We start from the raw sequence: 25,861 nt of genomic DNA, 5'->3' as shown, positions 1-25,861 counted from the left end.
CCTGTCCGGCAAGCCTGGGGACCCGCCGCAGGGCGCGCCACAACGAAAGAGGAAGCCGGCTTATGACCGCTGCAAAACTTCACGTCACGACCAGCTTGGCGACGATCACCGTCAATAGCCCCTATGACGGATCGGATGTTGGCACGGTTGATGCAACAGATGCGTGCGAGATCGGCGAACTTGTGGCGGGGGCTCATCGCGGGGCCGAGATTTCCCGCAACCTGCCAAGGCATGGGCGTGCCAGTATCCTCGAGTCCGCCGCGCAAATTGTCGAGAGTCGTCGTGATACATTCGTTAAGACCATCGTCCGCGAATCGGGCAAGACGATCAATCAGGCCCGCAAGGAAGTGCTTCGTTGCGTCAACACGCTGAAGCTTTCCGCCGAAGAGGCGAAACGCAACGCCGGCGAGATCGTGCCCTTCGACGCCTATGCAGGATCAGAACTGCGTCAGGGCTGGTTCACGCGTGAGCCGCTTGGCATCATCGCTGCCATTACCCCGTACAACGATCCCCTGAACCTTGTCGCTCATAAACTCGGTCCTGCCATCGCCGGCGGTAATGCCGTGCTGCTCAAACCGTCAAATCTGACACCGTTTTCCGCCATTAATCTTGTCGCCGCGCTTTTGGAGGCGGGCTTGCCGCGGGAGATCATTACGGTTGTTCACGGCGACAGAGAGCTCGTTACAGCCCTGGTTGCTGCGCGAGACGTCCGCATGGTCTCCTTTACCGGCGGCTTCGCCACCGGAGAAGCCATTACCCGGAAAGCCGGGCTCAAGAAGCTCGCGATGGAACTGGGCGGCAATGCGCCGGTCGTCGTGATGAACGATTGCTGCTTCGACAAAGCGGTCGAAGGCTGCGTTTCAGGCGCCTTCTGGGCTGCCGGGCAAAATTGCATCGGCGCTCAACGTGTCCTGGTGCAGTCCGAGCTTTATGAACGCTTCCGCGATGCCTTTGTCGGCGCAACGAAAAGGCTAAAGGCAGGCGATCCTTTCCAGGAGGACACCGATGTCGGTCCGATGATATCGCAGGAGGTCGCCGAACGCACCGAAGCAGCGGTCAATGACGCTATCAACGTCGGCGCCAAACTGCTTTGCGGCCACAAGCGTGAAGGCTCTCTCTACCACCCGACCGTTCTCGAAGGCACTCCGACGAGCTGCCGACTATGGCATGAGGAAGTGTTCGCGCCGGTGGTCATGCTTGCTCCTTTCAGGACCCTCGACGAAGCCATCGAGATGGCCAATCAGCCGGAATACAGTCTGCATGCCGGCATTTTCACCAGCAACCTGTCTGTCGCGCTTGAGGCGGCAAACAGGATCGAGGCTGGCGGGGTGATGATCAACGACTCCTCGGATTACCGGTTCGATGCCATGCCGTTCGGAGGCTCTAAATACGGCAGCATGGGCAGGGAAGGCGTGCGGTTCGCCTATGAGGAAATGACCCAGCCCAAAGTTGTTTGTATCAACCGCGGATAAAACAGCAAATGGTGACTGTGGAAGCGGACACGCGCGTTGAGAGCGACCTGGTTGGCGAAAGGCACCTGCCTTCTGATGCTCTCTTCGGAATTCACACACTCCGAGCGGCCGAGAATTTCGACGTTTCGGGCATCCGCCTGCATGACTTCCCGGAGTTCATAGTGGCCATGGCAATGGTCAAGAAGGCTGCTGTTGAGGCGAATCTGGAGCTTGGTCTGATCCAGCCCGGCATCGGAGCGGCTATCGCCCGGGCTTGCGACCGAATTATTGCCGGGGATGTTCTAAAACCACATTTTCCAGTCGACATGATGCAAGGCGGCGCAGGCACGTCGACTAACATGAATTTTAATGAAGTGATCGCCAACTTGTCACTGTTGGATATCGGCAACCGAGCGGGCGACTACGACACGATCAATCCAAACGACCATGTCAACCTTTCCCAGTCAACCAACGATGTATATCCGACCGCGATTCGGCTAACCGTGCTACGCTGTTGCGAGACGTTGCTTAATTCCCAGCGCGAGCTTGCTGCGGCATTCCGGCAAAAAGGATTGGAGTTCGCCGGCATCGTCAAGGTAGGACGCACCCAACTCCAGGACGCGGTGCCGATGTATCTTGGTCAGGAATTTGATGCCTTCGCCACAACTATCGAGAATGACATTCTTCTGTTTGAGAGCTCTATTCAGCTGATGACGGAGGTCAACCTGGGCGGTACCGCGATAGGCACTGGCGTAAATGCCCCGAAAGGGTTTTCAGGTATCGCCTGTGCGCATTTATCAAACATCTCAGGTGTAGCCGTTCGTGCCGCGCGCAATCTGGTCGAGGCTACGTCGGACACCGGTGCCTTCGTAACTGTCTCCGGCGCATTGAAGCGCATCTCCGTAAAACTGTCAAAGGTGTGCAACGACCTTCGCCTGCTCTCTAGTGGACCGCGCGCGGGAATCGGCGAAATACGTCTCCCTGCAATGCAGGCCGGCTCATCCATCATGCCGGGAAAAGTCAATCCGGTTATCCCGGAGATGATGAATCAGATTGGGTTCCAGGTGATTGGAAATGACCTGACCGTCACGCTTGCTGCCAGTGCAGGGCAGCTGCAATTGAACGCAATGGAACCTGTAATCGTTCTCAACATTCTGCAATCCATACGCCTGCTTGCAAAAGGCATGGACCTCTTGCGAACACGTTGCATTGAGGGCATTGAAGCCGACGCCGAGCGCTGCAGATCGCTGCACGACAATTCATTGATTTTAGCCGCCGCTCTGAACCCAGTCTTAGGATACAGCAAAGCCGCCAAGCTAGCCCACCGGGCGCTTGTCGAAGGCATCGGATTGAGGCAGGTGATCGAGTCGGAAGGTATTCTGAATCCAATCCAAGTAACGGCCATATTTGAATCGAATTAATTTGAGGCGATGCTATGTCCAGAATTATCTGTGTGGCAGTCCGAAATGAAGTTAGGACGTCGCTGTCGTGCGCACGTTGCCAATGCTGAGGTTCTGACGACCTTCTCTCCCAACGGATTGGGGAAAAGCAGCGACCTAAACCTTGGTCGATAGGCGTCGACCTTAACGATGGACGGCGTCCAGTCGATCACCGTCGGCTTTGCCGCTTTGTTCACGCGACCGGTGGCCACCGCATGCGCGCAACGATCAATCGATACAGTCCGTGCGAGTGGCATTGGAATGACGGCCGCCACTGCCTCCGCGTGCTTCCTGGCGAGCCCGGCATCGCACAGGATGCGCAGGCACAGATCGCCGGCCTCGCCGAGCGAGAGGGTGATCGTGTCAGTCATCGTGTTCATTCCTCGGCAACTCCCCGCTAGCCCAAAGCGACCCATATGGTCTTGAGCTGCGTGTACTGATCGAAGGCTTCCAGCCCCTTGTCGTAGCCGCCGAAGCCCGAGGTCTTGTAGCCGCCGAACGGCGTGGTGATATCGCCCTCCCCATAGCCGTTGACCGCCACCATTCCCACCTGGACAGCCCGGGCGACACGGATCGCGACATTGATGTCGGTGCAAAAGACAGTGGCGGCGAGGCCATAGGCGGACGCGTTGGCGATGCGGATCGCATCTTCCTCGGTCTCGAAGGGCAGGACGGCGACCACCGGTCCGAAAATCTCGTCCCGGGCCAAAGCAGTATCCGGGCCGACGTTGTCGACCACGGTTGGCTTCACGAACCACCCACGAGTTTCCTGGAACAGCCGGTTCCTGCCTGACACCACCGTCGCGCCATCCTTCTTCGCCTGGTCGATGGCGCCCATCACCCGCGTCAATGCGGAGGCTTCGATCAGGGGGCCGAGCTTGGTCGCCTGGTCGGTGGGCTCGCCGACCACCCAGCTGTTGCAGGCCTTCACCAGGCTGTTGACGAAATTCTGCTTGATGCTCGACTGGACGAGAATGCGAGAGCCGCAGGTGCAGTTCTGGCCCATGTTCCAGAACGCGGCGTTCGCGAGGTTCTCAGCGATCCGGTTGAGATTCCCCGCTGCATCCGCCATGACGATCTGCGGGCTCTTTCCGCCACACTCCAGCACGACCTTCTTCAAATTGCTGTCGGCCGAGTAGCGCAGGAACTGGCGCCCGATTTCGGCGGAGCCGGTGAAGGAGATGACGCGACGTCGGGATGCAATCCGAGCGCCTTGCCGGAAATGTGCTCGAGCCCCGGCACGACGTTGAAGACGCCGGCCGGAATGCCCGCCTCCACGGCCAGTTCCGCAAAGCGCAAGGTCGACAGCGGCGCGAGCTCGGCCGGTTTGACGACGTCGTCAACAACATCCGCTGGTACACCGAAGCCATCGACAAGGTCTTCGGCAAGATCTCGCCCACCGGGGAGGGCAATCTCGGCCCGATCGTGCGCGAGCCGGTCGGCGTGGTCGGCATGGTGCTGCCCTCGAATTTTCCAGCAGGCACGGTCTCCTAGAAGATCGCGCCGGCGCTCGCGGCCGGCAACTCGATCGTCGGCGGCCTTGGTGACGATCGTCGCGGTTGCCGTGGACGGCCGATTGGATGGGCGCTCTTGATCGAAGCCTCGCCCGCGGCAGGATCGTGCAGGCCACGCAAGCGGATCCTTCTGAAGTTCGCGAACCTCGTGGAGGCCAACGGGGAGGAGATTGCCCTTCTCGATTCCGTCGACGCGGGCAAGCCGATCGCCGACTGCGAAAACCTCGATGTCCTAGACGCGTGATGAACGCCAACGATGTCGCCAGGCGCGTCCCGTTCCAGGTCGGCAACGGCCGGGCTGATATCGGTTGCGCATACCCGCGCGCCGCTTTCGATGAAGAGTGCGACGGCGGCTTGGCCCACACCTCCTGCTGCGCCCGAAGATGACGACGGTTTTGGCCGCAAGGCTTCCTGTCATGATGATCTACGATCGTTGATGGTTTGACCAAATCGATGTGCTGGTGCGGCCGCCCGGATTGGCGGCGCGGCATCTTCCTCGCCTTTCAAGCGAGCCTCGACAGCGGCTGGGCCGAGCCCAACGAGATCGCCGATGCGATCCTCTACCTGGCCGGCCCGAGCGCTTCGTTCATCACCGGGCACATCCTAATGGACGACTGAGGCTATAGCGCCCGATAACAACGAGGAGAGTCGAAAACATGCGGTGCTGTCGGGGGAATGCGCGGCTCATTCTGTACGGCCAGAGATCCAATATGGCGGATCGTAGTTGAGTCAGCGCGAAAGCCAGGGCTGGGAAGCCGTTGGGGTAACGGCAACCGCCTTGATCGCCGTCGGCAATAGAACCTGCTTCAAGACCGGCCGTCAGTTCGCGGCCAGGCTGGGCCTGGTGCCCAAACAACGATCCAGTGGAGGGCGAGCCCGCCTATTCGGTATCAGCAAACGCGGCGATCGCTATCTGCGCACGTTGATGATCCATGGCGCTCGCGCTGCGCTCGGTAAAGCAGCCGGCAAGCAGGATCCCCGAAGCCTTTGGCTCGGTAAGCTGCGGCAAAGGCGGCATCCCAATGTCGCGGCTGTCGCGCTCGCCAACAAGAATGCGAGGATCGTGTGGGCCATGCTCTCGGGCAGCACATTCTACGAGCCGGCACCGTCGGTGAAAGCAGCTTGAGGCGAAGCGGCAAACGAACGAATAACAGAAGGAGATCTCACCCAATTAGCCCGACAATTGAAACAAAGTTACCGCATATCTTTGGTTACAATCCGTCCAATATTGGACTTGTCGAAAACCGTAGCGGCTTAACACCATAATAAAACTATTTAACTCGACCTTTCTCATGATTTCAGTTCTAATCATCTCGCCCTTTTCGAGGTGAAAGGAGAAGTTCAGTCTGCGCAGACTTATCACCTGGTCCTGCGCAGACTCCACGTAGGTTTCCATGCGGCGCATTGACTTATTATGACGTGACACATGCCGGAACTGGAATATATCAAAGTCCCCACTGAAGCGCCAATTCAAATGCTGCAGAACACATAAGTTGGCCAGAATAGCGGTTTGATTGTTGTATGCCGCCTCTAGGATTTCCGTTTCTTTATCCAAATCTATCCCGACCAAAAAATAATCGCCGGGAGACAAGGCCGAGCGGACCGTCAGGAGGAGATTATCCAACTCGCCGTCGTGCATGTTCCCGATCGTGCTGCCGAGGCAAAATAAAAGTTTTGGGCTAACGAGGTTTTTGATCTCCGCGAGCCCGGTCTGGTAAGTTCCGACGATCCCTAAGAAGTTCAAATCCGACGACACTGAGAGAATGTTTTCAGCTGCTCTCTCCAAAATCGAGCGATTGATGTCCACGGCGGCGTAAGAAGTCAGGCCATACGCTCTCACATAAGCACCAACTAGCAGAGTTGTTTTCTCGGCGTTCCCAGATCCCAGCTCGATGAGAGACGCAGGACCTGTGATTCCGGAAATCGTCTTTGCGTACTGATCTAGTATATCTTTTTCTGTCCGGAACAGGTAATATGTTTGCTCGTCACAGAGTCGCTCAAATAACTTTGATCCTGTATCGTCGTAGTAGTAAATGGAGTTCACGTTGCGCGGTGATTCCGACAGGGACGCCACCAACAGATCGCCCTTGAAAAGCATCTCATCAGGAACGTCCGCGCCAATGATATCATATTTATCTGTGGCCGCTGTGGCTGTTCCTAGATCGTGTCGCACCATAGAGATAGCTCCATCTAATAGCGGTGTACAGGCGATGGGTAGGAAATGGGCATGTGTATTGAGTTGTCACCAATGATATGGATATTGGTCGGCAGCTCTAGCCGTTTCCCGGAGTAGGAGTTTCAAAAGTCGTGCCAATCGTGCCGGCGCAGCGTTAGAAAGTCTTAACTGCGGTTAGTTCAATGACTTAAACGGGAATGCAGCAGGCAGCCAGGCGAAACCGTTGTGTCGTGGAGTCGACAGACCCGACAGCAGGTGTCGGTTATCCCGCGTTTTCCGGGAATGGCAACGCCAATGCAGCGGAGATAAAGGATTCTGCCGCGGAGATCGGACGCCGGTGATAGTTAAGCCGGCGATGGGCCACAGCAGCGTCTATGTCCGATTGTGCCGCACTGCCGATGAAGTAGTCGAGGCTCACAATAACGGAGCTAGCTTACAAACCTGCAACAAAACTCGAAATAAATTTCGCAGATTCTTAACGCAGCAAACTCGTTGAAATGGTAGCCTCGGAGCAAGGTCTGAGGTCAAGCGCGGCTATAAAGATGCCGACGATCCTTCGGACCGCCGCACGGCACGCACCGAAGGAGTTCACAGCCAATGGCAAGAGCGCTGATCCTGATTGGAGGCACGATAATGGGCTCGGGTCTGTTATACCTCCAGGCTGCTCAGCGTCTTGGCCTTCAGCCTTTAGCCCTTTCGGATGATCCAACTCGGTATGACCATTTCGCGGCGAAAGGGGTTGAATCAATCCGTGTTGATACAGATGATCTGGATGCGCTGATCCGCGAATGTTCCCGGCTGCGAACGACTTATGAAATCGCCGGCATAACGGGCGCTGCCGATTCTTTTTATGCGACGGCAGGCAACCTCTGTCGGCACTTCGATCTCCCCGGACCGAACCCGGAAGCTATTGAACAATGCCTCGATAAGTACACTCAACGTCAACTTCTCGCGGCTTCAGGTGTTCCGATCCCTGCTTATCGCTTAGCGGCCAATGCAGCGGAGATAAAGGATTCTGCCGCGGAGATCGGGCTGCCGGTGATAGTTAAGCCGGCGATGGGCCACAGCAGCGTCGGTGTCCGATTGTGCCGCACTGCCGATGAGGTAGTCGAACATACGACCCATCTGTTAGGCGGGAAGCACATATGGCGGTCTTCGCCTAAGATACTGGTCGAAGAATTCGCACAAGGCCCCTATTATACCGCTGAAATAATGGGAAATGAGGTCGTTGCAATTGGCACGGGTGACTTCGGTTGCCCGCCTCACTTCGTTTGTCGTGAGTTCACCTTTCCGGCCCTGGTGGGCGATGACGAGCATGAGCGCATCGCCGATGTTTCGCTGAGCTGTTTGCGCGCTCTGGGTCTTGGCTGGGGGCCAACGAACGTTGAGTTCCGGTGGACGAAGCGTGGCCCGGTCGTCATTGAAGTCAATCCGCGCCTTGCTGGCACGCCCTTTCCTCAACTCGTTCAACTGGCCTACGGTGTCGATCTCATCATCGAGCATGTCAAGCTTGCCATTGGTGAGGAATGGGATTTGCGCAGAAGGCATTCGCACATTGCGGCCGCGCGGCACCTGATTGCTGATCGCGATGGCACCCTTGATTGGATCGATGGGCACAGCCAAGCGGCCGCAGTATCAGGTGTTGCCGAGGTCAAGTTCTATGTTGAACCCAAGACGCCGATCGTCAGAAAAGGCGACGATCGAGACTGCATGGGACATGTCATCGCCGCTTCATGTAGTCTTGCTCACACCGAGGCGATACTTCAGAGTGCCGTCGACTTAATTAATTGGTCGATCACGCCATTTCCGACCACTGATACAATGGCACCCTGACCTCAGCTAAGTCAAAATGTAATGTCCCGATTCAATCACAATTCTGTAGTTGGTTCAGAAGGATACCCGAAGCTCGTCGGATTTCGTGGCAGAGCCTGAAATGCTGACTACCTTCAGTCTAGGGAAGGTGCTCGCCACCTGCTTCGGTCGATCGGGTGCAAAGATAGTCCTTTCTTCGCGCAATATTGAAGAGCTAAGCGAAGCAGAGTCCGAACTTGCGAGGCAAGGAATCAACGTCACGCCTAAACGTGACGCCTAACCGGGCTGACGTGCGGTCTCACGACGATTGCAAGGCACTGATACATGGCACGGTCCACCGGTTTGGGCAGATCGATGTAATGGTCCGCAACGCAGGCACCGACATCATTAAGCCAGTGCATTCATATAAAGAGCCGGAATGGGACGGAATTGTCAATACCAATCTGCGTGGCCACTACTACTATTGCCCCAAGTTTTCTGCCCAGGTACTACTGGCTCGAGGCCGTGGCATCATCATCATGATTTCTTCGGTCTCCGGCGAGGCTAGCGTTCATATCAGATGCCTCGCTAGTCGGAAAGCGTCAATCAGAAGATAATTGCATAGTTATTCCACGAATGTAATAGAGTTCGGATAGTCGCTTATATTAGCATATCTGTGTGTTATCTCCTCACCAACTCTTATGTCATTTAGTGCTACGATGCCTACCCATGTGCCCGTTTCTTCATCAATCCACACTATTTTTGAATTCGGGTTTGATGAATGGTTTACTATTGAAATTAGGCCGAAGACAACAAACCCGGACGTTTTAGTTTGAACAGTTTGAGTGATAGGTCGAACAAAGTAGTACTCGAACAGTCCTGTGCGCTCCAGTAGCTTTTCATCCGTCCTATCAAATCCCCATGTCGGAGATAACTCGATTAAGTCTCCGGCCTTAAATGGAATAGTGGCAAATACGCCGCGCCCCTTTTGAGGAACGTTCCTTATGTGTATGGGGTGTCGACGACGGTCAGAGATTGCTCTGGTCATCGATTTTTTCCTTCACTGTACTGCTTATCGTGAGGCGCCTTATCGGGCTCCGAGCCCGCTCCGCCGACGGGAAGCCCCTGGATTGGGATTTTGGCCTCGCTTACTCTCATCGGTGCCGCGAGTCCACAGTCTTCAATGACACGGTAACCACGAGCTTCCGAATGTCGGGCGGTCTCATTTCATGTTCCGCAGCGCTGGAGTTATTCTCTGTCCGCACCAGCCTTCTAAAGGTGGCGTTGCACGGTCATCTTCTATAGATCAGTGCCGACAAAGCTATCACATTTCCTCCGTGCAGAACGTTATGTTATGTGACATTCAAGTTACGTCATTTCTTGAAAACGTAATGCAGGAAATATATTACAAGGTTCAGCAGGTGGACTGAGCTTTGGTGAGTAGGTCCGCACGTCCGGCGAGTGAGGAGGCCAACGAAGCGCTCGACCGCAAGTTTGTTGAACTTGCGCTCGGATTGCCGCTACAAGGCGGCCACCATCTGCGCCCGTTAGCCGATGGCGACGGCAAGGCTGGAATCCTTGGTCCAGGTCGAGGTAGCTGGACGCCATCAGAGGCGGATGACACGCAGCGTCTGCGGCAGCACAATGAGCGCATGATCTAGCCAAGTCCAGCCGAGTTGAAGTTCTCGGCGACCATCGCGGAGATCGTGCGGGCTGGCCCCTGCTGTGCGCGATATGTCCGAGGTCCGCGTCCACTTGATGGGAACGTCCTGGCCATTGCCCGCAAGAGTGGCCGCAGGGTTTGGCGAGCCCGCCTCTGGCCGGTGCAACTCCGCCCTCGACGTTCGAGTATACTGGCATGATATGGGGCATTGGGCGCAGCTTCTTGATCCGGGCGATATACCTGACCTGTGGGCTTTGATCGGATCACTCGTCGTCATCGGCAGCGGCCTATACATCCTGCACCGGGAGATACAAGCCAGACCACTGCCGTCGCCGCCCGCGAAGTTCACTGACACGCCCGGCGAAAGTGGGATTCAGCCTCCATGAGCGAAGCTACAGAATTGGCGCCTCGCCTTCGCACGGAGGGCTGGACACAAAAAATTACGCCGCGCAGCCATTTGAGCGATAATTGGCAGCGATACGAGATCAGATTGGCCGCGCTCACGAAGTTTGCCGACTGAGACTGGGGCCACTTCACCGCGAAGCGTACCATGTGAACCCCAAGACGGCTGACGGAACACTGCAATGGAGATGCCTTTGCTACACGTCGGGCAGTCAGTTTCTCCTCATTCAGATCCCTGACGATTATGATTACCTCTCAAGCTGCCGTGTTCACGGTGCTGCCGATCACGCTATCGATAGCCCCCTCGAGGATGTCGAGACCTTGGCTAAGCTGATCCTCTCCAATGACAAGAGGTGGCAGACACTTCACGACCTCGTCTTTGGGACCAGAGGTTTCTACAATGAGGCCCCTCTTGAAAGCTTTGCTGATGACCTGCCCTGCAACCTCGCCCGACTTCAGATCGATGCCCCGCATCATGCCACGGCCCTTGGTTGACGCTCGGCTCGGATCGTATTTCTGCGCGATCTGCTCAAGTCGGCTTTTCAGCAGATTGCCTTTCGCCCTAACAGACGCGACCAAGCTGTCTGTCCGCCAAAATTGCTCTAAGGCTGCTCTGGCGGTCACGAAAGCGTGGCAATTACCGCGGAACGTTCCGTTGTGCTCTCCCGGCTCCCACCTGTCGAGTTGTCGATCAATGAGGACGAGGGCCATAGGCAGGCCATAGCCCGATATCGATTTTGCCATTGTGACAATGTCCGGGCGGAGACCCGCTGCCTCGAAGCTGAAGAACGAATCGGTCCGGCCAACACCGACTTGGATGTCGTCTACGATCAGTAGAGCTCTGTGCTTGCGCGCAATGGCCGCCACTTTTTGCAGCCACTCCGTGCCGGCGACATTGAGGCCGCCTTCGCCCTGAACTGTCTCGACAATCACCGCCGCCGGGGCATCAACGCCGCTGGAGGGATCCGATAGCAGGTGATCAAGGTAGTCGGCGGTGTCTACACTGGATCCAAGATAGCCGTCATAGGGTAGCCGGGCCACGCCGCCGAGCAGTTGGCCGGCGGCCGCGCGGTGGTATCGGTTGCCCGTGCAGGAGAGAGCGCCAATGCTCACCCCATGAAAGCCGTTGGTGAAAGCTATGATGTTGGCACGACCAGTGATCTTGCGCGCTAACTTAAGGGCTGCCTCGACCGCGTTCGCGCCGGTCGGGCCTGGAAACTGCACGACATAGTCTAATTGTCGCGGCCTAAGGATCGTTTCGTGGAATTCTCGCAGAAAAGACTCCTTGGCTTCGTTATACAGATCGAGGCCCTGTGTGATGCCGTCACTCGCAATGTAATCTGCGAGCGCGGACTTCAGCTGTGGGGGATTGTGCCCATAGTTTAGACTTGAGCAACCCATTAGAAAGTCGAGATAGGCCGTCCCATCGCGCGCAAACAACTGAGCTCCTCGTGCCGTCGCGAAAACGACTGGAAAGCGACGGGAGTAGCTGCGAACTTCAGACTCAAGATGATGGAAAATCGCGAATTCGTCCTCACGATCCGATGCACATTGGTAAGTCATCGTTGTCTCCCTTCAGGTATTTGGTAGGTAGACCGGTGAGAATGCTGCAAATGGGGTACGCAGTCGAACCAGGAGCTTGCCGGAGCGTAGCCCCAGGTTCTTAGCCACAGCTACGAAGAACAACTTGTACGAACACCCAGTGCCGCCTCGCGTCGCGTTTCACGAATAGGACTTCTCAAAAGTCGTGCCAATTGCGCCTAGGGAGCCTTAGAAATATCCTTCTGGGGTTTGTTCAGAGACTTGACCCGGAGCACAGGAGACAACCAGGGCGAAACAATGTGTCGCGAATTCGACAAACGACAGTCGGTGTCGGTTGCCCGGCGTTTTTCTCAGGAATGGCGACGAGTTTCAACAATGGGGACTGGTAGCGGGATCGTATTGCGATCGGCGCTGACAAACCTCCTAAGCGCGGAAGGAATGGAGTCTGCAATCAAAGTTAGGAAAGCAACCTCCTCAGCCAGTGCTCCACCTGCGCGCTATCAGATCGGAACGCAGCGCGGCATCAGATCACCGCTGAGTTCGAGTCGGTGAGCATTATGAACGAGGCGGTCGAGGATGGCATCGGCGACGGTGGGGGTCCCCGATCAGATCGAACCACCGGGTCACCGGGAGTTGGCTGGTCACCAGTGTTGAGCGACGCCCGTAGCGGTCTTCGAGGATTCGAGCAGGTGGTGACGGGCATTGCCGTCGAGCGGTTCGAGGCCCCAATCGTCGAGGATGAGGAGATCAACCCTGGCGAGGTTTTTCAATGCGCGCGGCGATGCGGCCGTCGGCCCTTGGCCAAGGACAGGTCATCGATGAGCCGCGGCAGTCGGGTATAGAGGACCGAGCGGATGTCACGGCAAGCCTTGTGACCGATGGCGCAGGCCAACCAGCTCTTTCCGACCCCGACCGGCCCGACGATGGCCAGGCTCTCATGGGCGGCGATCCAGTCACCCTTGAGCAGTCTGTCGAACAGCCGGCGATCGAGACCACGCGCAGCACGGTAATCGCCATCCTCGGGCACGGCATGGTGGCGTAGGCGGGCCGGCTCCAGCACCTCTTGAAGCGTGCCGGAAACCGGACGAGCCTCGTCAGCACCCAGATCGATATCCAGAGCCGTGCAGACTTGCATGACATTCTCGCGGAACTGACCGCGGCATATCCGGCTCACCTGGCTCGGGTCAACCCGGGAAATTCTGGCCTACGACAAGCCTCTTTCGGTTCGCCTCTCTGCCAATCCGGCGAGCGATATTTTCGTGTCGATTGGCATTGCGTGACATGCAAGTTTGCATAGAGTTGGTTTACGTTCTGATCAATCATTTTGTTTCATCCTGGTGTATGAGGGGTTCACAACCTCGCTGAGTCGCTGAGGATATTTGGGGGTTATTCGTGTCCGAGCCGGCAACCTTGCCTGAATGGCTGGACAATCTGGGCTATTCGGCGGAAGCCTCGTCCCTCCATCGCTCGGTGGACGACGTCCCGCGCCTTCATCCTTATGCCAGGGAGCTGAGCGCGCTCCTGGACCCGGCCGGCGCAATCCGCGCCCAGGCTGTATTTGCGGTCGATGGCACTCCCACGGTCGTATTCGTCGGCCAGTCAGGCAATCCGCTTTCGAAAATGGAAATCGACGGGATACGGAAGCGTATCTGGAACCAGAACCTAGCCAGCATCGTCGTCGAGATTCGCGGAAAGTCAGCGCTTGCGTTCCCCGCCAGCAAGCTCGACAGCGACGCAGACCAAATAAGTCTAGGTCTCGATGAGGCGCGCCCCGATGGGCCGCTATCGGCGCGCGACGTCAAGGGGGCAGACCTGGCGACAAGGCAGCCTGAATGGTTCAAGCTGGCCAGCCGAGTCGATCACCGGCTCATTCACAACATCAGCGTCGTTATCCGAGAGCTGACTGAGAAGGGGTTCGATTCCAGCCGCACTAAAGAGGCACTGCAGTTCGGCGCGCAATTGCTCATGGGCCAGATACTGTTTGTGTCCTATCTCGAGCACAGGGGTATCGTCGGCGCGACCTATCGAGAGCGCCGCCAGGTCGAGCCCCTACACGGGCTGATCGCCCAAGCCGATCGCACCGGCATCGCCAACCTGGTCGACCGGCTGCAGGAGGATTTCAACGGCGACTTCCTCAGCCAAGATCGACATGTCTTCTGGAAAGAGCTCAATTCAACGGGCTTTGACGCGCTGAACGAGTTTCTCAAGCGGACTGAAATGTCGAGCGGTCAGGGACACTTCTGGAACTACGATTTCAGCTTTATCCCCGTTGAGCTGCTTTCAAGCCTTTACGAATCCTTCCTGGTCCAGAAGGAGAAGAAGACAGAGGGAGCCTTCTACACGCCGCGCCACTTGGCGGTACTCGCCGTCGACCAAGCCTTGGCCGCCTGCCCAGATCCTTGCGCTGCGACTATATTCGATGGTGCCTGCGGGTCGGGAATCTTGCTGACGACCGCTTTGCGGCGCTTGATTCTGGCGCACGAGGACAGGTTGGGCCGCCCGATCAATCTTGCCGAGCGCCGCGACATTCTCACCAGGCAGATTTTCGGAGGGGACACGAACCGCATGGCGGGTCGGGTGACGGCTTTCAGTCTCTATCTGTCCGTCCTCGAAGACCTCACGCCCAAGGACATCCTGGATGCCCAGCAAGCCCACGACGCGCGACTGCCAAGCCTGGCCAACCAGAACCTGATCTGCCGGCCTGCAGGCAATTACTTCTCACGCAGACACCCGTTCTCAGGCCGGCGCTTTGATATTCTCATCTCCAATCCACCGTGGGTCGAGCCCAAAGGCGGAAAGGCGACGCAGGCCGACTTCTGGGCGGAATCGCGCAACTACAAGATCGTACGCCGCCAGATGGCGGCGGCCTTCTCGCTACGTGCCCGGGATTTTGTCAAAGCGGGCGGGATCGTGTGCCTCATCCTGCCCATCCCGCTTTTGCTCGGCGAGACATCCCGTAGCTTCATTGCCACCATATTGCGGCTGCTGCGCCCCCTTCACATCATCAATTTCGGTGACCTGCAACAGCTGCTGTTTCCAACGGCCGAGAATACATGTCACGTGTTCGTCGGCGAGGCGCGGGACTCCGGCGAGCGGCCGAAAACCACGGAGACCTTCGCCTACAGCGTCCCGAAGGCAGATCTCAGCCTTTCGATGGGGCGCCTCAGCTTGCAGTCCTCGGACAGGCATCGGCTTCTCACCAATGAGGTGATGGCCGACAATGGCATTCTGACGAACTACATGTGGGGCGATGCCAATGACGTGGCCCTCATGGCGCGGCTTGGATCATATGGCCGCATCGAAGACATGCTTGGCACCCGTGCGGACGGGCAGCCCGGCTGGGTTTCGCGCAAGGGCATTCATCTAGTCGATGCCAGCCGCAAGCCTGTCAGCGCCAGGCCACTGTTTACCTATCCCTTCTACACAACCGTCCAACTCAATGGCGATGCGCCGGTAAGAGCCGACGAGCAGCCTGGTCTCTGGCCCCGCCAGCATGATCAGGTGGTTGGCCTCGATGACGGCATCCTGTCGATTTTCGATGGACCGCGCGTGCTGTTCGCCGACGGTTTCGACAAGGATGATTTGACTCCACGTGCAGTATTCCTCGAAGGCAAGGGCGCGTTTACGAGCAGCGTCGGCGTCATTTCCGGCCCCCAAAAAGATGCCGACCTACTGCGCTTTCTCGCCGTCTATCTGCGCTCGACACTGGTGCGCTATTTCATGATGCTGACGAATGCCAAGATGCTCACGGAGCGCAATGGGATTCATCTCGCAGACCTCAATCAGTTCCCGTTTTTTCGGCCGGAGGAGGCTCCCGACCGGATCGCGGCAAACTCCGCGCTCAAAGCGGTCGCTGATGAAGTCAAGCGGCTCGAGCAGCTTCCCGACGGCAGGCGTGCCGATGCCTACCAAGAGAGTTACGACCGTCTCGACGATCTTGTGTTCAAGTACTTTGGCCTTGGGGATCACGAACAGACGGCGGTGCATGAGACCGTCAATGTGTTGATGCCGGCGATACGCCCCCGCAGCATGTCCCGCCTGCGAGAGATCGCGCGCGATCGCGTTGGAACGGACGGGATCAAGGTGTATTCGGAAGCCCTGCTCGGAGCCTTATCGTCGTGGAGGGACGCATCCGGCGGAACTGGCAGGTTCCACGTGAGCAGCTTCTGCACCAACCCAATAGAGCCCGGCGCGGTCGGCGTTGCCAAGATCGAATACGACAGCAATGCGGATGCGGTCGACACCGCAGGCGCGAAGGTTGACGCGGATCTGGTGCGGACGCTTCTCGCCCAAATCCAGCAAAGCGAGGTGCTCGGTCCCCGCGAAACCGAAGGCATCAACTTCATGCCGACGCTCGAGATCTGGTTCGACGGCAAATTTTACGTTGCTCGCCCGCTGCAGCGCCGCAATTGGACGGTGCGGATGGCATTGCGCGATGCGGATCGCCTTGTTGAAGCAGTTCGTCAACGCCGTGCCACGACTGAGATGCAGCAATAGATGTTTCAACCCGATTGGCTCGCAGCATTCCCGCTGCCAAAAATCATGCAAGCCGCCCACGTGGTCTTCGATGCATGGAAGGACCTGTCCGCTTTCGATCGGACTAACTTCAACAAGAGGTCGAAAGAGCCTCAACTTACCAAGGTGATCACCGACCGGGCGAAGTCCCTGGGCCGTAGCCGAGGGATAAACGGTTCCTGGCTGCCAGAGGTCGTCTGGAACGTAGTCGACCCTTTGACGGCAGAAATCAAGGAAGAGCGCCGCACCGACATCCTTTATGTCTGGAACAACGAGCAGATGACCGTCGAGCTGGTCTTCGAATTCAAGCGCCTGAAGAAAGGAGCCGCCTCTCGAAAGGCATACCTTGGAGAAAGCGGTCTCGAGCGGTTCATCACGGGCCAGTACAGCGCTGGGCAGCCTGTTGCCTTGATGTGCGGCGTGCTTCTCGACAATCATGCAGAGGTAGTTCCAGCCATTCGATCGGCTCTCGAAGGATTGGTATCGCACCTTGCAATGGTACCGCAGAAAAGCGACACCTATCAGCTTTGTCCCTCGACGCTCTTCCCCCCTACCGCCGAGTTCGACACCGAACACAAGCGCCCGGCCGAGCTTGCTCCCTCTCACGGGACAATTCGAGTGGCGCATGTCTTCCTGGAATTCGGCTATTGATCCAATGGCGGCGCCGATCTGAATCCTGGCCGTGGCAAACCGGAAAGCGTTAGCGCCCCAATTCCCGAGCCACTGCCTTGCGCGTCAGCGCTTCCCCCTTGCGACGTGGGGTCTTCTCAAGCGCGGTGGGACTGGCGAGCGCAATATTGTGACGACGGGGGCCAACGACTGCACCGCTCTCGGTTTTCGGCAACGGAAATGCCGGCTGCAATATCAAGGCAACATATCGGCTGAGGGCGAACGCATTTATCATATGCCCGGACAAAAATATTACGGCGTCACCCAAATTAGCCCGGCCAAGGGGGAAAGGTGGTTCTGTTCGGAAGCAGAGGGCTGTCGCAGCCGGTTGGCGAAAGTCAAAGCGCTAAAGTTTTTCTGCAGGCTAGGAAGACGGCACAAAAGGTTTTGGCCATGCACGGCCTGTCTTTTCAGCCAGATCGAAAGCCGGTTCCACCGCAAGCTTATCACGAACTCGATCACGATCTCACAGTGACGAATAATGTTCGTCGATGCCTGTGCGATCGTCTCGATGATGGCTGGGGAGGACGCAGCCGACGCCTATGAAAAAGAGCCGCGGGGAGTGGAAGAACTCAAGGGCAGCCGACGCGACGTCTGCCGGAAGCGGTACATTCGAAAAGGTAACGACGCCGAAGTCCAATTTCAGAGTGGTGGCCATCTGCCAAAAAGAGAGGCAGATGGCGAGAGAGCACGCCCGGCGTAGCCAGCTGCCGAGTTTGAGGTCGATCATTGGTCGCCTTGATTGCTTGCCACCAAGGCAGCTCTGACCCCGACAAAATCCAGCACCTTCCCCCCATTCGCCTTGGCCCAACTCTCGGCTTTTTCCTTGAGAAGGAACGCGCTGACCACGCCGCTATCGGAGCGCACGAACCAGGCCTGGTTGCCTAAGAGCTTGATGCCGCTGTCGCGGTCTTGCGCATAGAATACCCTTACGGCCTTGCCCTCGCCTTCTATTGACTTGAGTGCCAAAAAGGCATTTTCCGGCGAGGCGTAATGTCGGACCCGCGGTTCGCCTTCGACCCAGATCTCGGCGACGCGCTTGGGATCGTTGATCTGCTGACCTGTTGAAGCATCGTTGGCCTTTAACGGCAGCTGCTCGTAATTGTTCAGCGCCGCTTCATAATCCAAGCCTGACGCCTTGAACGCCGCTCGAATGAAACGATCATCGACGAAGGTGTCGACATCAAGAGAGGTGTCCGCCTTCTTGAGGAGCTTAAGAGTCCCAATTGCGGTGGCCACGGCCTGTCGATACTCTGGCTTCCACGTCAGATCGCGGGTCTGCAATCCAAGCGGACCGTGGAACAGATAGTCCACTTCGGCGTCGACGCCCGTGATCTTCCCGATCAGCTCGCTGTACTTCTCGGGCTCTCTGCCGATGAGCTGGTCTGCCTCGATCGCAGCACGAAGGTAGGCGATGACGACCTCGGGATATTTTTCGGCGTAGGAAGCATCGACCAAGACGCCGTGAAAGGTTGGCACCTTTGCCTGCGAACCATCATAGATCTTGCGGGCAAAACCGCGCCACGGGAAGAGCTCCGCAAACGGAACGAAATCGGCATGCGCGTCAATTTGATCCGCCTTGAGAGATGGACCGGCGACCTCGGGAGCTTGGGTAATGATTTTGACATCGTTTTCGGCATCCCAGCCTTGCGCCTGCACGGCTCGCAACAACATCCCGTGCGAAGTCGAAGCAAATGGCACCGAGATCGTCTTGCCCTTTAGCTCCGACAGGGATTGGATGGGTGAATTGGCTGGAACGACGATGCCGTTGCCGCTGCCATTGACGCTTCCCGAAAGCACCGCAATGAAAAGGCTCTTTTTTCCCGCCTTGAGGTGCGCAAGACCGTTCAACGAACCTGGAAAGTCTGCCATCACCCCAAAATCGAGCTTGCCCGCGAGCTGCTCGTTGGTGATTGGCGCGCCGCTCGTGAAATTCTTCCATTGAATGTCATAGGTGGCGGCTTGGTACCTGCCGTCGTGTGGAAGGTATTTTTCAAGGAGATTCAATTCGCGGATAAGAAGCCCGCCGGTCGCAGTATTGATCGTCGTGTCCTGTGTGCCAATCGCCACTCGAATGGTTTCTGCTTGGGCAGCCGAAACCAAGACGGCTGCCGCCAGGGTGACTGCAGCGAAGTGTGTGCGCAAGTTCATGGTCCTGTTCCATTAATTGTGTCCGGGTTGCCCCCGGTGGCTGTTTGGTCCGGCGACCCGGTGGACGAACGCTCACCGCCGTCCCGCTGGTTTATGAGGCGCCTTGGCTAGCGGGATAAGCAATTATTTGCCCACCAATCAGGCCAGCGGACTGTTTCGTTGAGGCGACCAAAATATTGAAGCCAGGCAGGCTTCTGTTGATAATTCAAAGGCTTATGGATCGCTTGGCAACCGGGCGCCAGTCGCAGAACCGAGACAATCGTTCCAGCTATCGCCAAAATGCGCAATCATTTTTCTTTATAGTCTATAGAACTTATATAGTTTTCCAGCTGATCTTATGGAGGACTGATCATGACCCTGCCTGGGAACGCTACAAGCGCGGCTAACGAACGAAGGCAGCAGCCACGACCAGCACTTCCCAATCAGGTCTTGCTCCCTGGTGGCCAGGCACTCTTCCTGAGCGAAAGCATCGAGCGGCTGGACGAAGGCGCGCATTTTCTGGACACGCTGAACCCGGACGAAGTGGCGAAGCTCAACGGTCACGGCCGGCGGCTCGCCTTCTCGACCGGTGAGGCGATCTTCAGCCAGGGCGATCGGCACGGGGGCATTTTCATAATCGAAAGCGGGCAGGTGCGTGTCTTTTATACCGCTCCCTCAGGCCGGGAGATCACGCTCGCCTATTGGACAGCCGGACATTTTATCGGCGGTCCCGAGATGACCGGCGGAGGCGCTCACATCTGGTCCGGCGAGGCGCTTAGTGACTGCGAGATCCTTTTTTTGCCTGCCTCCGCGCTCAAGCGGCTCCTCACTGAGCTTCCGGGATTCGCTCTATGTCTCGTGCAGGGGCTAGCAGCAAAGGGCAGATGCTATTCGGCCATGGCGCAGATGCTGGGAACTCGCTCGGTGATCGAGCGCCTGGCTCAATTTCTGATGAATCTCGGAGAACTCCACGGGGTGCGCGACGGGAACGCCGTAATTATAAACGCCAAGGTGACGCACGATCAGATTGCCGCGATGGTGGGGTCAACGCGCCAGTGGGTAACGATGATGATGAAACGCTCCCAGAAAGATGGGCTGGTTACGGTCACGCCGCGTCAAATTCGCATCGAGCGCCCCCACAAGCTAATCAACATGGTTTCGAAGGATGGCGCCAGTAATCGGCCTTCGACAGTTCTACCCAAGCCGTGCCAGGGCCCAGCGCACCGTCTTGCGGACGTCGGGGTCGGCATCGCCGCAGTGATTCATCAACGCATCGCGTGAGGCCGGGGCAGCGATTTCGCCAAGCGCGGCGGCCGCCTCCTTGCGCACGGCTGCAATCTCGCTTCGAAGCAACTCTGAAATTGCCGGAACTGCCGCATGGGCTTTGAGTTTGCCAAGCGCGTTCAGGCATCTGAGTTGGACCTGCCAGTACTCATCATCCAAGGCCGCGGTGAGCACATGGATCACCGCGGCTTGGCCAAGTTGGCCGAGCGAATCCGCGGCGACAGCGCGCACCCGCCAGCTATCATCGCCAAGCGCTGCCGCGACCGCCGCAGCGGCCGCCGGCTGGCTCGAGAAGGAAAGCGCACTTATAGCGACTGTCCTGACGCCAGCATCCAGGTCCAGCGTCGCGGCAATCAGCGACGGCAATGTCTCCTCTAGTTTGAGGTAGGCGACAACGCCAATCGCCTGGGCTCGTACATCCGGATTCTCGTCGCGCATGGCTGCTAGGGCCGGAGCGAGCGATGCCGGCGATCGCAGCTCTCTTAGCCCTCGAAGGGCTGCTGCGCGGACGAAAGTGCTCTTGTGTTCGAGCAGCGGTCTGATCAGTTCTGCTGCAGTAGGATCCTTGATTTCGGCAAGACCGTCGGCCGCCGCCTTTGCCACGGGCTCGTCATTATCCGTGACCAACTTGACGAGTCCCCTCGCCGCTTCTTTCGAATCGAATTCGGCAAAGGCAAGCGCAACCTGCAATCGCACGACCTCACTTGGGTCGTCGATCGCGGCCAGAAGATGAGGGAGCACTTCGGGCCACCCGGTAGCGCCAAGATCAATCACCGCCAACTGGCGCACTCTGCTGTCTGTGTCATTGAGGCGTTCGACTGTTCCATCGATGTCGCCGAACTCTTCAAAGGGATCGAAGTTGCTCATGTCATCGCAACAAGTAGGGGATGTTCACGGTGACTGCACCTGTTGGGCAATCCGTCTCGCACGGCATGCAATACCAGCATTCGTCGAATTTCATGTAGGCTTTGCCGGTCAAATCGCTGATGCGCAGTACGTCGAGCGGGCAGACGTCGACACAGACGGTGCAGCCCTTGTCTGCGATGCATTTTGCATCGTCTACGACTACGGGGATGCTGGTAGGCGAAAGCGCGAGAGGCATATATTCTCCCAGTCAAGCATTTTTGGAAACACGCAGACGATCGTAGGCTGTCCGCTCTTCGTCCTCGATAGGGACGAGGTAGGGCTGGACGGCTCGCTTCTCGGAAACCATTCGGCCGTCAATCTTGCGCAGCAGCGTGTGGCAGAACCAGTTCGCGTCGTCCTTCTCCGGATGATCAACGCGATGATGGTAGAGGCCCCAGCGGCTTTCGGTGCGAAAGAGGGAAGCATGGGCTGCCATTTCTGCGCAATCGAGGATCGAAGAGACCTCTAGGCAACGCATGAGCTCATGAGCGTCGCGGGCGACAAGTGCTGTCTCCAGATCCTCTCGCACCTCGGCAAGCCTATCCTGCCCGATCTTCATCTTGGCAGTGACCTTTGGCGGCTGCAGATAGTCGTTGACGAGGCGCCGGGTCTTGTATTCCAACTGGTTTGGCGGAATGCCGTCGGCGCGCCGGGTAGGCGCCAACACCCGTTCCCGCTCCCGCCCGAGCAGATCGCTGTCGAATTCCGGCAGGTCAACCTCACCCGCGATTTCGGCCGCGTGTTCTCCAGCTATCGCGCCATTGGTGAATGCGCCGAGCATGTAGTTATGTGGAACGCTGGCCATGTCGCCCGCTGCGTAAAGGCCGGCGACGGTCGTGCGAGCATATTCATCGACGAACACCCCAGATGCGCTATGGCCTGAACAGAAGCCGATCTCAGAGATATGCATCTCAATCATTTTGTTGCGGTAATCGGTCCCGCGCCCTTCATGGAATCTTCCGCGTGAGGGACGCTCGACTCTGTGCAAGATCCTTTCGATCTCGCTGACCGTGTCGGAATGCAGGTGATTGAGCTTCAGGAAAACCGGCCCCTTGCCGGACTTGAGCTCGTTATAGAACTCCTGCATCATCTGTCCCGACCAATAGTCGCTCTCGATGAAGCGCCTGCCCTCGTTGTTGGCAGTGTATGCCCCGAATGGCCCCGCAACATAGGCGCAGGCGGGACCATTATAATCCTTGATCAGCGGGTTGATCTGGTAACATTCGAGATTGGCGAGTGCGGCGCCTGCGTGATAAGCCATTGCATACCCGTCCCCCGAATTGGTGGGGTTCTCATAGGTTCCAAACAGGTAGCCTGAATGCGGCAAGCCGAGCCGGCCCGCCGCGCCCATGCATAAGATCACGGTCTTCGCGCGAACCACGAGAAACTCGGCGGAGCGTGTATTTACCGCGATTGCTCCCGCGATCCGGCCATTCTTCGCGGTCAACAGGCGGGTAGCCATGTAGCGATTGGAGATCAGAATCCGCTCGCGTCTGAGCTGGCGATAAAGTGCCTTTTTTACCGTGTCACCATTCGGCATCGGCAGGACGTAGGTTCCGAGATGATGAACCTTCTTCAGGTCGAAATCGCCGTTGGCGGTCTTTTGGAAGCGTATACCGAAGCGATCCAGTTCCTCGATGATTTCATGACAACGCGAAGCATATTTGACAATGGGCGCCTGGTCGACGATCCCGTCATTGGCGATTGTGATCTCCTTGGTGTACTGCTCGGGTGTGGAGTAGCCAGGCACAACGGCATTGTTTAGTCCGTCCATGCCCATCGAGATCGCGCCCGATCGCTTAACATTTGCCTTCTCGAGCAGCACGACCTTCAGATCCGGGCTGCGCTGCTTGGCCTTCAACGCGGCCATCGGGCCAGCTGTGCCGCCACCAATTACCAGAACATCGCAAGCGACTTCGGCTAGTCCATCGACAAGGTGGTCCATTGTGCTGCTCAACGCTGAGTGTGGGTGATTTCGCGCAGATAGCGCCAGGGATAGATGCCGCGGTCGTGACCATCGGAAAAAACCAGACGCATGGCGTAGGACCCGATAGCCTCGGCACTAACGATTGTAACGTCGTCGAAGGAATGCTCCTTTCCTTCGAGGGCGGACCGGATCTGATGGGCCGCTCGGCTGAGTTTGCGCAATTGTGATGCCTGGACACCAGCTCGACTGCCGTCGTCCCACGTGATGGCTAGGGATCGACGGTCGGCATCGATCCTTATTTCCAAAGGTTTCATGGCGTTTCCCGATGGTTCGACGCCATTGTACGAGTGAGTCTCGATTGGACACGCAATAAATTGCCTGCCTTCCGTAGTCGAATTGCAGGCGAGCGAACTCCCGGTAGGCTGGCAAAGGCTGCAGCCATGACCACCCAGACCTTATCGACAGGTCATCGCGGGCACCGCCGCGTGACCGGCTCGACCTGTTCCTCACGACGGCAAACCGCATCGGCTCGCCAGTCGGCAATGTCAGACTTCTGGATCAGCTGGACGCTCAATGTACTATACGACGAAGGCTTGGGGGTGACCGCGTCTCCTGTTCAAGGGCGCCACGTCAAGCGCTTTTCCGGGGACATCGGTGCGCCGTGACGGCGCGCGAGGGTAGCATGATATAATCGGAACCCTTCCCAGCTTTGCAGCCCATCGATCCTCGGCGAAGCTAACGTTTCTTGCGGCTCCCTGGTTAAGGGCAGCTGCAATCTACTCCGCCGCCAATCTGACACCCGGCCTGTCGGCAAGCAGAACCGCAACGTGGTCAACAGCCTGCGCCGCCCGCTTCAGAATGAGTTCGGACCGGAGCACACCGTCGGTGAAATCCTTATCTGTCGCGTAGACGGCTGTCGGTAGCGCGAAGGCCTCGAAGAAGCCGAACAGCGGCCTGAGCTGATGCTCGACGATCAAGGCATGGCGCTCGCCGCCTCCGGTAGCGGTGAGAAGCACTGGCTTGCCTCTCAACGCCGACGGATCGATCAGGTCGAAGAAGTGCTTGAACAGCCCGGTATAGCTGCCCTTGTAGGTCGGCGAGCCGACGACGAGCACGTCTGCGGCGATGACGTCTGAAAGTATCTCCTGCGCCCGCGCGTCGAGGTCGCGCGCCCATTTGGCGGTGCCCAGCGACGGACCGACATCATCGATGTCATAGGTTTTGGAAGAGAGGCCGTGGCGGATGGCGATGTCTTGCACGATAAGGTCGACGAAGGTGCGTGTCTTCGACGGGCGGGTGATGTTGCCGGAAAAACCGACGATTGCTGGATTTGACATGGAACGGATCTCCGGGGTGGCTCCTGGATTGAGAAGTAGGCGGCTCGGCGGCCGCGGCTTGGCGAAACAAGGTCGAGGCCGACGGGCCTCGACCAAACGGCCTGATCAGCTCCAGGCGTGCAGCGGCGGCTTCTCGCCGTTGAGGAAATACTTGCCGAGGATCGAATATTTCCAGCGCACCGGATCATGCAGCGTGTGGGTGCGGGCATTGCGCCAGTGCCGGTCGAGATTGTGCTCGGCAAGCGTCGAGCGCGTTCCGGCAAGCTCGAACAGCTTGTTCGTCGCCGCAATCGCGATCTCGGTCGACAGGATCTTCGCCTCCGCCGTGACGACCTGGGCGTGCGCCACCGTCTCGGCGGTCGGCTCGGCGACGGCTGTGTCGATGGCGTGGCCGGCCTTTTCCAGCAGCGCCTGCGCGGCGTGCAGGCGAAGCGTCAGATCACCGATGGCCTGGATGGTGTAGGGATCGTCCCAGGCATTGTCGACGCCACTGTCGATCCAGGCACGGCTCTTGGTCCGGACGAACTGGACCGTCTCGTCGATCGCCGCCTGCGCGATGCCGGTGTCGACCGCGACCTGGATGATCTGGAAGATGGCGCCGTCGGCGGTTGGCTTGTCATAGCCCTTGTAGCCGGGCACGAGATGCGTCTTCGGCACCTTGACGTTGTCGATGATGACCGTGCCCGACAGCGTCGTGCGCTGGCCGAAGCTCGACCAGTCGTCGATGACCGTCAAGCCGGGCGCGCCGCGATCGGCGATGGCGTACCAGGCGCGCCCCTGATCGTCGAGCGCCACGATCGGCACCAGATGCGCCAGCAGCGCGCCCGACGAATAGAATTTCTGGCCATTGACGACGACATGATCGCCGGCGTCGGTGAACTTGGTCTCGAAATCGGCCGCGCGCTTGGTGCCGAATTCGGAAAAGGCATTGCCGAACCGCGTGCCCTTCAGCACTTCGGCAAAGAGCAGCGCCTGCTGATCCTTGTCGGAGACGGTGCGGATGGCCGCGACGACGCCGAGATGGTTCTGGGCGATCTGGCCAATCGAGGAATCGGCGGCCGAGATGATCTCGATCACCTTGGCGAGTGTCGCGTAGGACACTTCCGGCCCACCGA

Annotated in this window: 22 protein-coding genes and 3 pseudogenes; 11 read left to right on the top strand and 14 right to left on the bottom strand. The window is 57.9% G+C overall.

Annotation, left to right across the window (positions count from 1 at the left end):
• The first annotated feature begins 62 nt into the window (after positions 1 to 62).
• Positions 63 to 1,472, top strand: a complete 1,410-nt coding sequence (locus EOA32_RS08180) for an aldehyde dehydrogenase family protein (RefSeq protein ID WP_128371434.1) — start codon at positions 63 to 65, stop codon at positions 1,470 to 1,472.
• Between the two features lie 8 nt (positions 1,473 to 1,480).
• Positions 1,481 to 2,872 (top strand): aspartate ammonia-lyase, encoded by a 1,392-nt coding sequence (locus tag EOA32_RS08175; protein ID WP_128371433.1) that lies wholly within the window; start codon positions 1,481 to 1,483, stop codon positions 2,870 to 2,872.
• Here EOA32_RS08175 and EOA32_RS08170 read toward each other — a convergent pair.
• Together EOA32_RS08170 and EOA32_RS08165 are read right to left on the bottom strand one after the other, a co-directional pair.
• The gene (locus EOA32_RS08170) at positions 2,869 to 3,261 is read right to left on the bottom strand and encodes a hypothetical protein (protein ID WP_128371432.1); all 393 of its coding nucleotides are present in this window, start codon (positions 3,259 to 3,261) and stop codon (positions 2,869 to 2,871) included. The two genes, EOA32_RS08175 and EOA32_RS08170, sit on opposite strands and share 4 nt — an antisense overlap.
• A gap of 26 nt (positions 3,262 to 3,287) precedes the next feature.
• Positions 3,288 to 4,168, bottom strand: a pseudogene (locus EOA32_RS08165) (aldehyde dehydrogenase family protein).
• Here EOA32_RS08165 and EOA32_RS40530 point away from each other — a divergent pair.
• The 4 genes and pseudogenes from EOA32_RS40530 to EOA32_RS08145 all read left to right on the top strand — a co-directional run.
• Entirely contained in the window at positions 4,088 to 4,384 is a 297-nt protein-coding gene (locus EOA32_RS40530) for an aldehyde dehydrogenase family protein (protein WP_210214817.1), read from the top strand. The pseudogene EOA32_RS08165 and the gene EOA32_RS40530 overlap by 81 nt on opposite strands.
• 96 nt (positions 4,385 to 4,480) lie before the next feature.
• On the top strand, positions 4,481 to 4,648 hold the full coding sequence (locus EOA32_RS08155; RefSeq protein WP_128371431.1) for an aldehyde dehydrogenase family protein: 168 nt from the start codon (positions 4,481 to 4,483) through the stop codon (positions 4,646 to 4,648).
• 197 nt (positions 4,649 to 4,845) lie between these two features.
• Complete coding sequence (locus EOA32_RS39720) at positions 4,846 to 5,022, top strand: hypothetical protein (RefSeq protein ID WP_245499205.1); 177 nt, start codon at positions 4,846 to 4,848, stop codon at positions 5,020 to 5,022.
• Positions 5,023 to 5,155: 133 nt separating this feature from the next.
• Positions 5,156 to 5,530: pseudogene (locus EOA32_RS08145) on the top strand (transposase); the annotation flags it as partial.
• Between the two features lie 45 nt (positions 5,531 to 5,575).
• Here the strand turns inward: EOA32_RS08145 and EOA32_RS08140 are convergent.
• Positions 5,576 to 6,580 (bottom strand): L-histidine N(alpha)-methyltransferase, encoded by a 1,005-nt coding sequence (locus tag EOA32_RS08140; protein ID WP_128371430.1) that lies wholly within the window; start codon positions 6,578 to 6,580, stop codon positions 5,576 to 5,578.
• 597 nt (positions 6,581 to 7,177) lie between these two features.
• On the opposite strand from EOA32_RS08140, the gene EOA32_RS08135 reads away from it, so the two are divergent.
• Positions 7,178 to 8,413 carry an acetyl-CoA carboxylase biotin carboxylase subunit family protein gene (locus tag EOA32_RS08135; protein ID WP_128371429.1) on the top strand — a complete coding sequence of 412 codons (1,236 nt, stop codon included), beginning with the start codon at positions 7,178 to 7,180 and terminating at the stop codon, positions 8,411 to 8,413.
• Between the two features lie 583 nt (positions 8,414 to 8,996).
• Here the strand turns inward: EOA32_RS08135 and EOA32_RS08125 are convergent.
• The 3 genes and pseudogenes from EOA32_RS08125 to EOA32_RS08115 all read right to left on the bottom strand — a co-directional run.
• Positions 8,997 to 9,419, bottom strand: coding sequence for an SET domain-containing protein-lysine N-methyltransferase (locus EOA32_RS08125; RefSeq protein ID WP_128371428.1), 423 nt, complete (start codon positions 9,417 to 9,419; stop codon positions 8,997 to 8,999).
• A 1,272-nt stretch (positions 9,420 to 10,691) separates the two neighbouring features.
• Entirely contained in the window at positions 10,692 to 11,999 is a 1,308-nt protein-coding gene (ectB, locus tag EOA32_RS08120) for a diaminobutyrate--2-oxoglutarate transaminase (RefSeq protein ID WP_128371427.1), read from the bottom strand.
• Between the two features lie 479 nt (positions 12,000 to 12,478).
• A pseudogene (locus EOA32_RS08115) lies at positions 12,479 to 13,026 on the bottom strand (ATP-binding protein); the annotation flags it as partial.
• Positions 13,027 to 13,370: 344 nt separating this feature from the next.
• Between EOA32_RS08115 and EOA32_RS08110 the strand changes: the two are divergent.
• Positions 13,371 to 16,475, top strand: a complete 3,105-nt coding sequence (locus tag EOA32_RS08110) for an N-6 DNA methylase (protein ID WP_128371426.1) — start codon at positions 13,371 to 13,373, stop codon at positions 16,473 to 16,475.
• Positions 16,476 to 17,144 (top strand): Fis family transcriptional regulator, encoded by a 669-nt coding sequence (locus EOA32_RS08105; protein ID WP_128371425.1) that lies wholly within the window; start codon positions 16,476 to 16,478, stop codon positions 17,142 to 17,144.
• A 484-nt stretch (positions 17,145 to 17,628) separates the two neighbouring features.
• On the opposite strand, the gene EOA32_RS38455 is transcribed toward EOA32_RS08105, so the two are convergent.
• Both EOA32_RS38455 and EOA32_RS08090 read right to left on the bottom strand, forming a co-directional pair.
• A complete protein-coding gene (locus EOA32_RS38455; RefSeq protein ID WP_189407000.1) occupies positions 17,629 to 17,892 on the bottom strand; it encodes a hypothetical protein in 264 nt (87 codons plus the stop codon).
• The gene (locus EOA32_RS08090; protein ID WP_128371424.1) at positions 17,889 to 19,313 is read right to left on the bottom strand and encodes an ABC transporter substrate-binding protein; all 1,425 of its coding nucleotides are present in this window, start codon (positions 19,311 to 19,313) and stop codon (positions 17,889 to 17,891) included. The genes EOA32_RS38455 and EOA32_RS08090 overlap by 4 nt, the downstream gene beginning before the upstream one ends.
• A 351-nt stretch (positions 19,314 to 19,664) precedes the next feature.
• Between EOA32_RS08090 and EOA32_RS08085 the strand changes: the two genes are divergently transcribed.
• Positions 19,665 to 20,573, top strand: coding sequence for a Crp/Fnr family transcriptional regulator (locus EOA32_RS08085; protein ID WP_128371423.1), 909 nt, complete (start codon positions 19,665 to 19,667; stop codon positions 20,571 to 20,573).
• On the opposite strand, the gene EOA32_RS08080 is transcribed toward EOA32_RS08085, so the two are convergent.
• The 4 genes from EOA32_RS08080 to EOA32_RS08065 are packed head-to-tail and all read right to left on the bottom strand — an operon-like array spanning position 20,487 to position 23,723.
• Positions 20,487 to 21,443 (bottom strand): HEAT repeat domain-containing protein, encoded by a 957-nt coding sequence (locus EOA32_RS08080; protein ID WP_128371422.1) that lies wholly within the window; start codon positions 21,441 to 21,443, stop codon positions 20,487 to 20,489. The two genes, EOA32_RS08085 and EOA32_RS08080, sit on opposite strands and share 87 nt — an antisense overlap.
• Before the next feature lies 1 nt (position 21,444).
• The gene (locus EOA32_RS08075) at positions 21,445 to 21,678 is read right to left on the bottom strand and encodes a ferredoxin family protein (protein WP_128371421.1); all 234 of its coding nucleotides are present in this window, start codon (positions 21,676 to 21,678) and stop codon (positions 21,445 to 21,447) included.
• 12 nt (positions 21,679 to 21,690) lie between these two features.
• Positions 21,691 to 23,427 carry a fumarate reductase/succinate dehydrogenase flavoprotein subunit gene (locus tag EOA32_RS08070; protein ID WP_128371420.1) on the bottom strand — a complete coding sequence of 579 codons (1,737 nt, stop codon included), beginning with the start codon at positions 23,425 to 23,427 and terminating at the stop codon, positions 21,691 to 21,693.
• An 8-nt stretch (positions 23,428 to 23,435) separates the two neighbouring features.
• Positions 23,436 to 23,723 carry a gamma-butyrobetaine hydroxylase-like domain-containing protein gene (locus EOA32_RS08065; protein ID WP_127410164.1) on the bottom strand — a complete coding sequence of 96 codons (288 nt, stop codon included), beginning with the start codon at positions 23,721 to 23,723 and terminating at the stop codon, positions 23,436 to 23,438.
• A gap of 126 nt (positions 23,724 to 23,849) precedes the next feature.
• Between EOA32_RS08065 and EOA32_RS38450 the strand changes: the two genes are divergently transcribed.
• Positions 23,850 to 24,074 carry a hypothetical protein gene (locus EOA32_RS38450; RefSeq protein ID WP_189406998.1) on the top strand — a complete coding sequence of 75 codons (225 nt, stop codon included), beginning with the start codon at positions 23,850 to 23,852 and terminating at the stop codon, positions 24,072 to 24,074.
• Positions 24,075 to 24,185: 111 nt separating this feature from the next.
• Here the strand turns inward: EOA32_RS38450 and msuE are convergent, their stop codons facing one another.
• Positions 24,186 to 24,746 carry an FMN reductase gene (msuE, locus tag EOA32_RS08060; RefSeq protein WP_128371419.1) on the bottom strand — a complete coding sequence of 187 codons (561 nt, stop codon included), beginning with the start codon at positions 24,744 to 24,746 and terminating at the stop codon, positions 24,186 to 24,188.
• A gap of 105 nt (positions 24,747 to 24,851) precedes the next feature.
• On the bottom strand, positions 24,852 to 25,861 hold a 1,010-nt coding region (locus EOA32_RS08055), incomplete at its 5' end, for an SfnB family sulfur acquisition oxidoreductase (RefSeq protein ID WP_128371418.1).

Source organism: Mesorhizobium sp. M1A.F.Ca.ET.072.01.1.1, assembly GCF_004023325.1.
Classification (GTDB): Bacteria; Pseudomonadota; Alphaproteobacteria; order Rhizobiales; family Rhizobiaceae; genus Mesorhizobium.
Note: the sequence above shows the minus strand (reverse complement) of the source record. Positions and strands in the feature narration are given on the sequence as shown.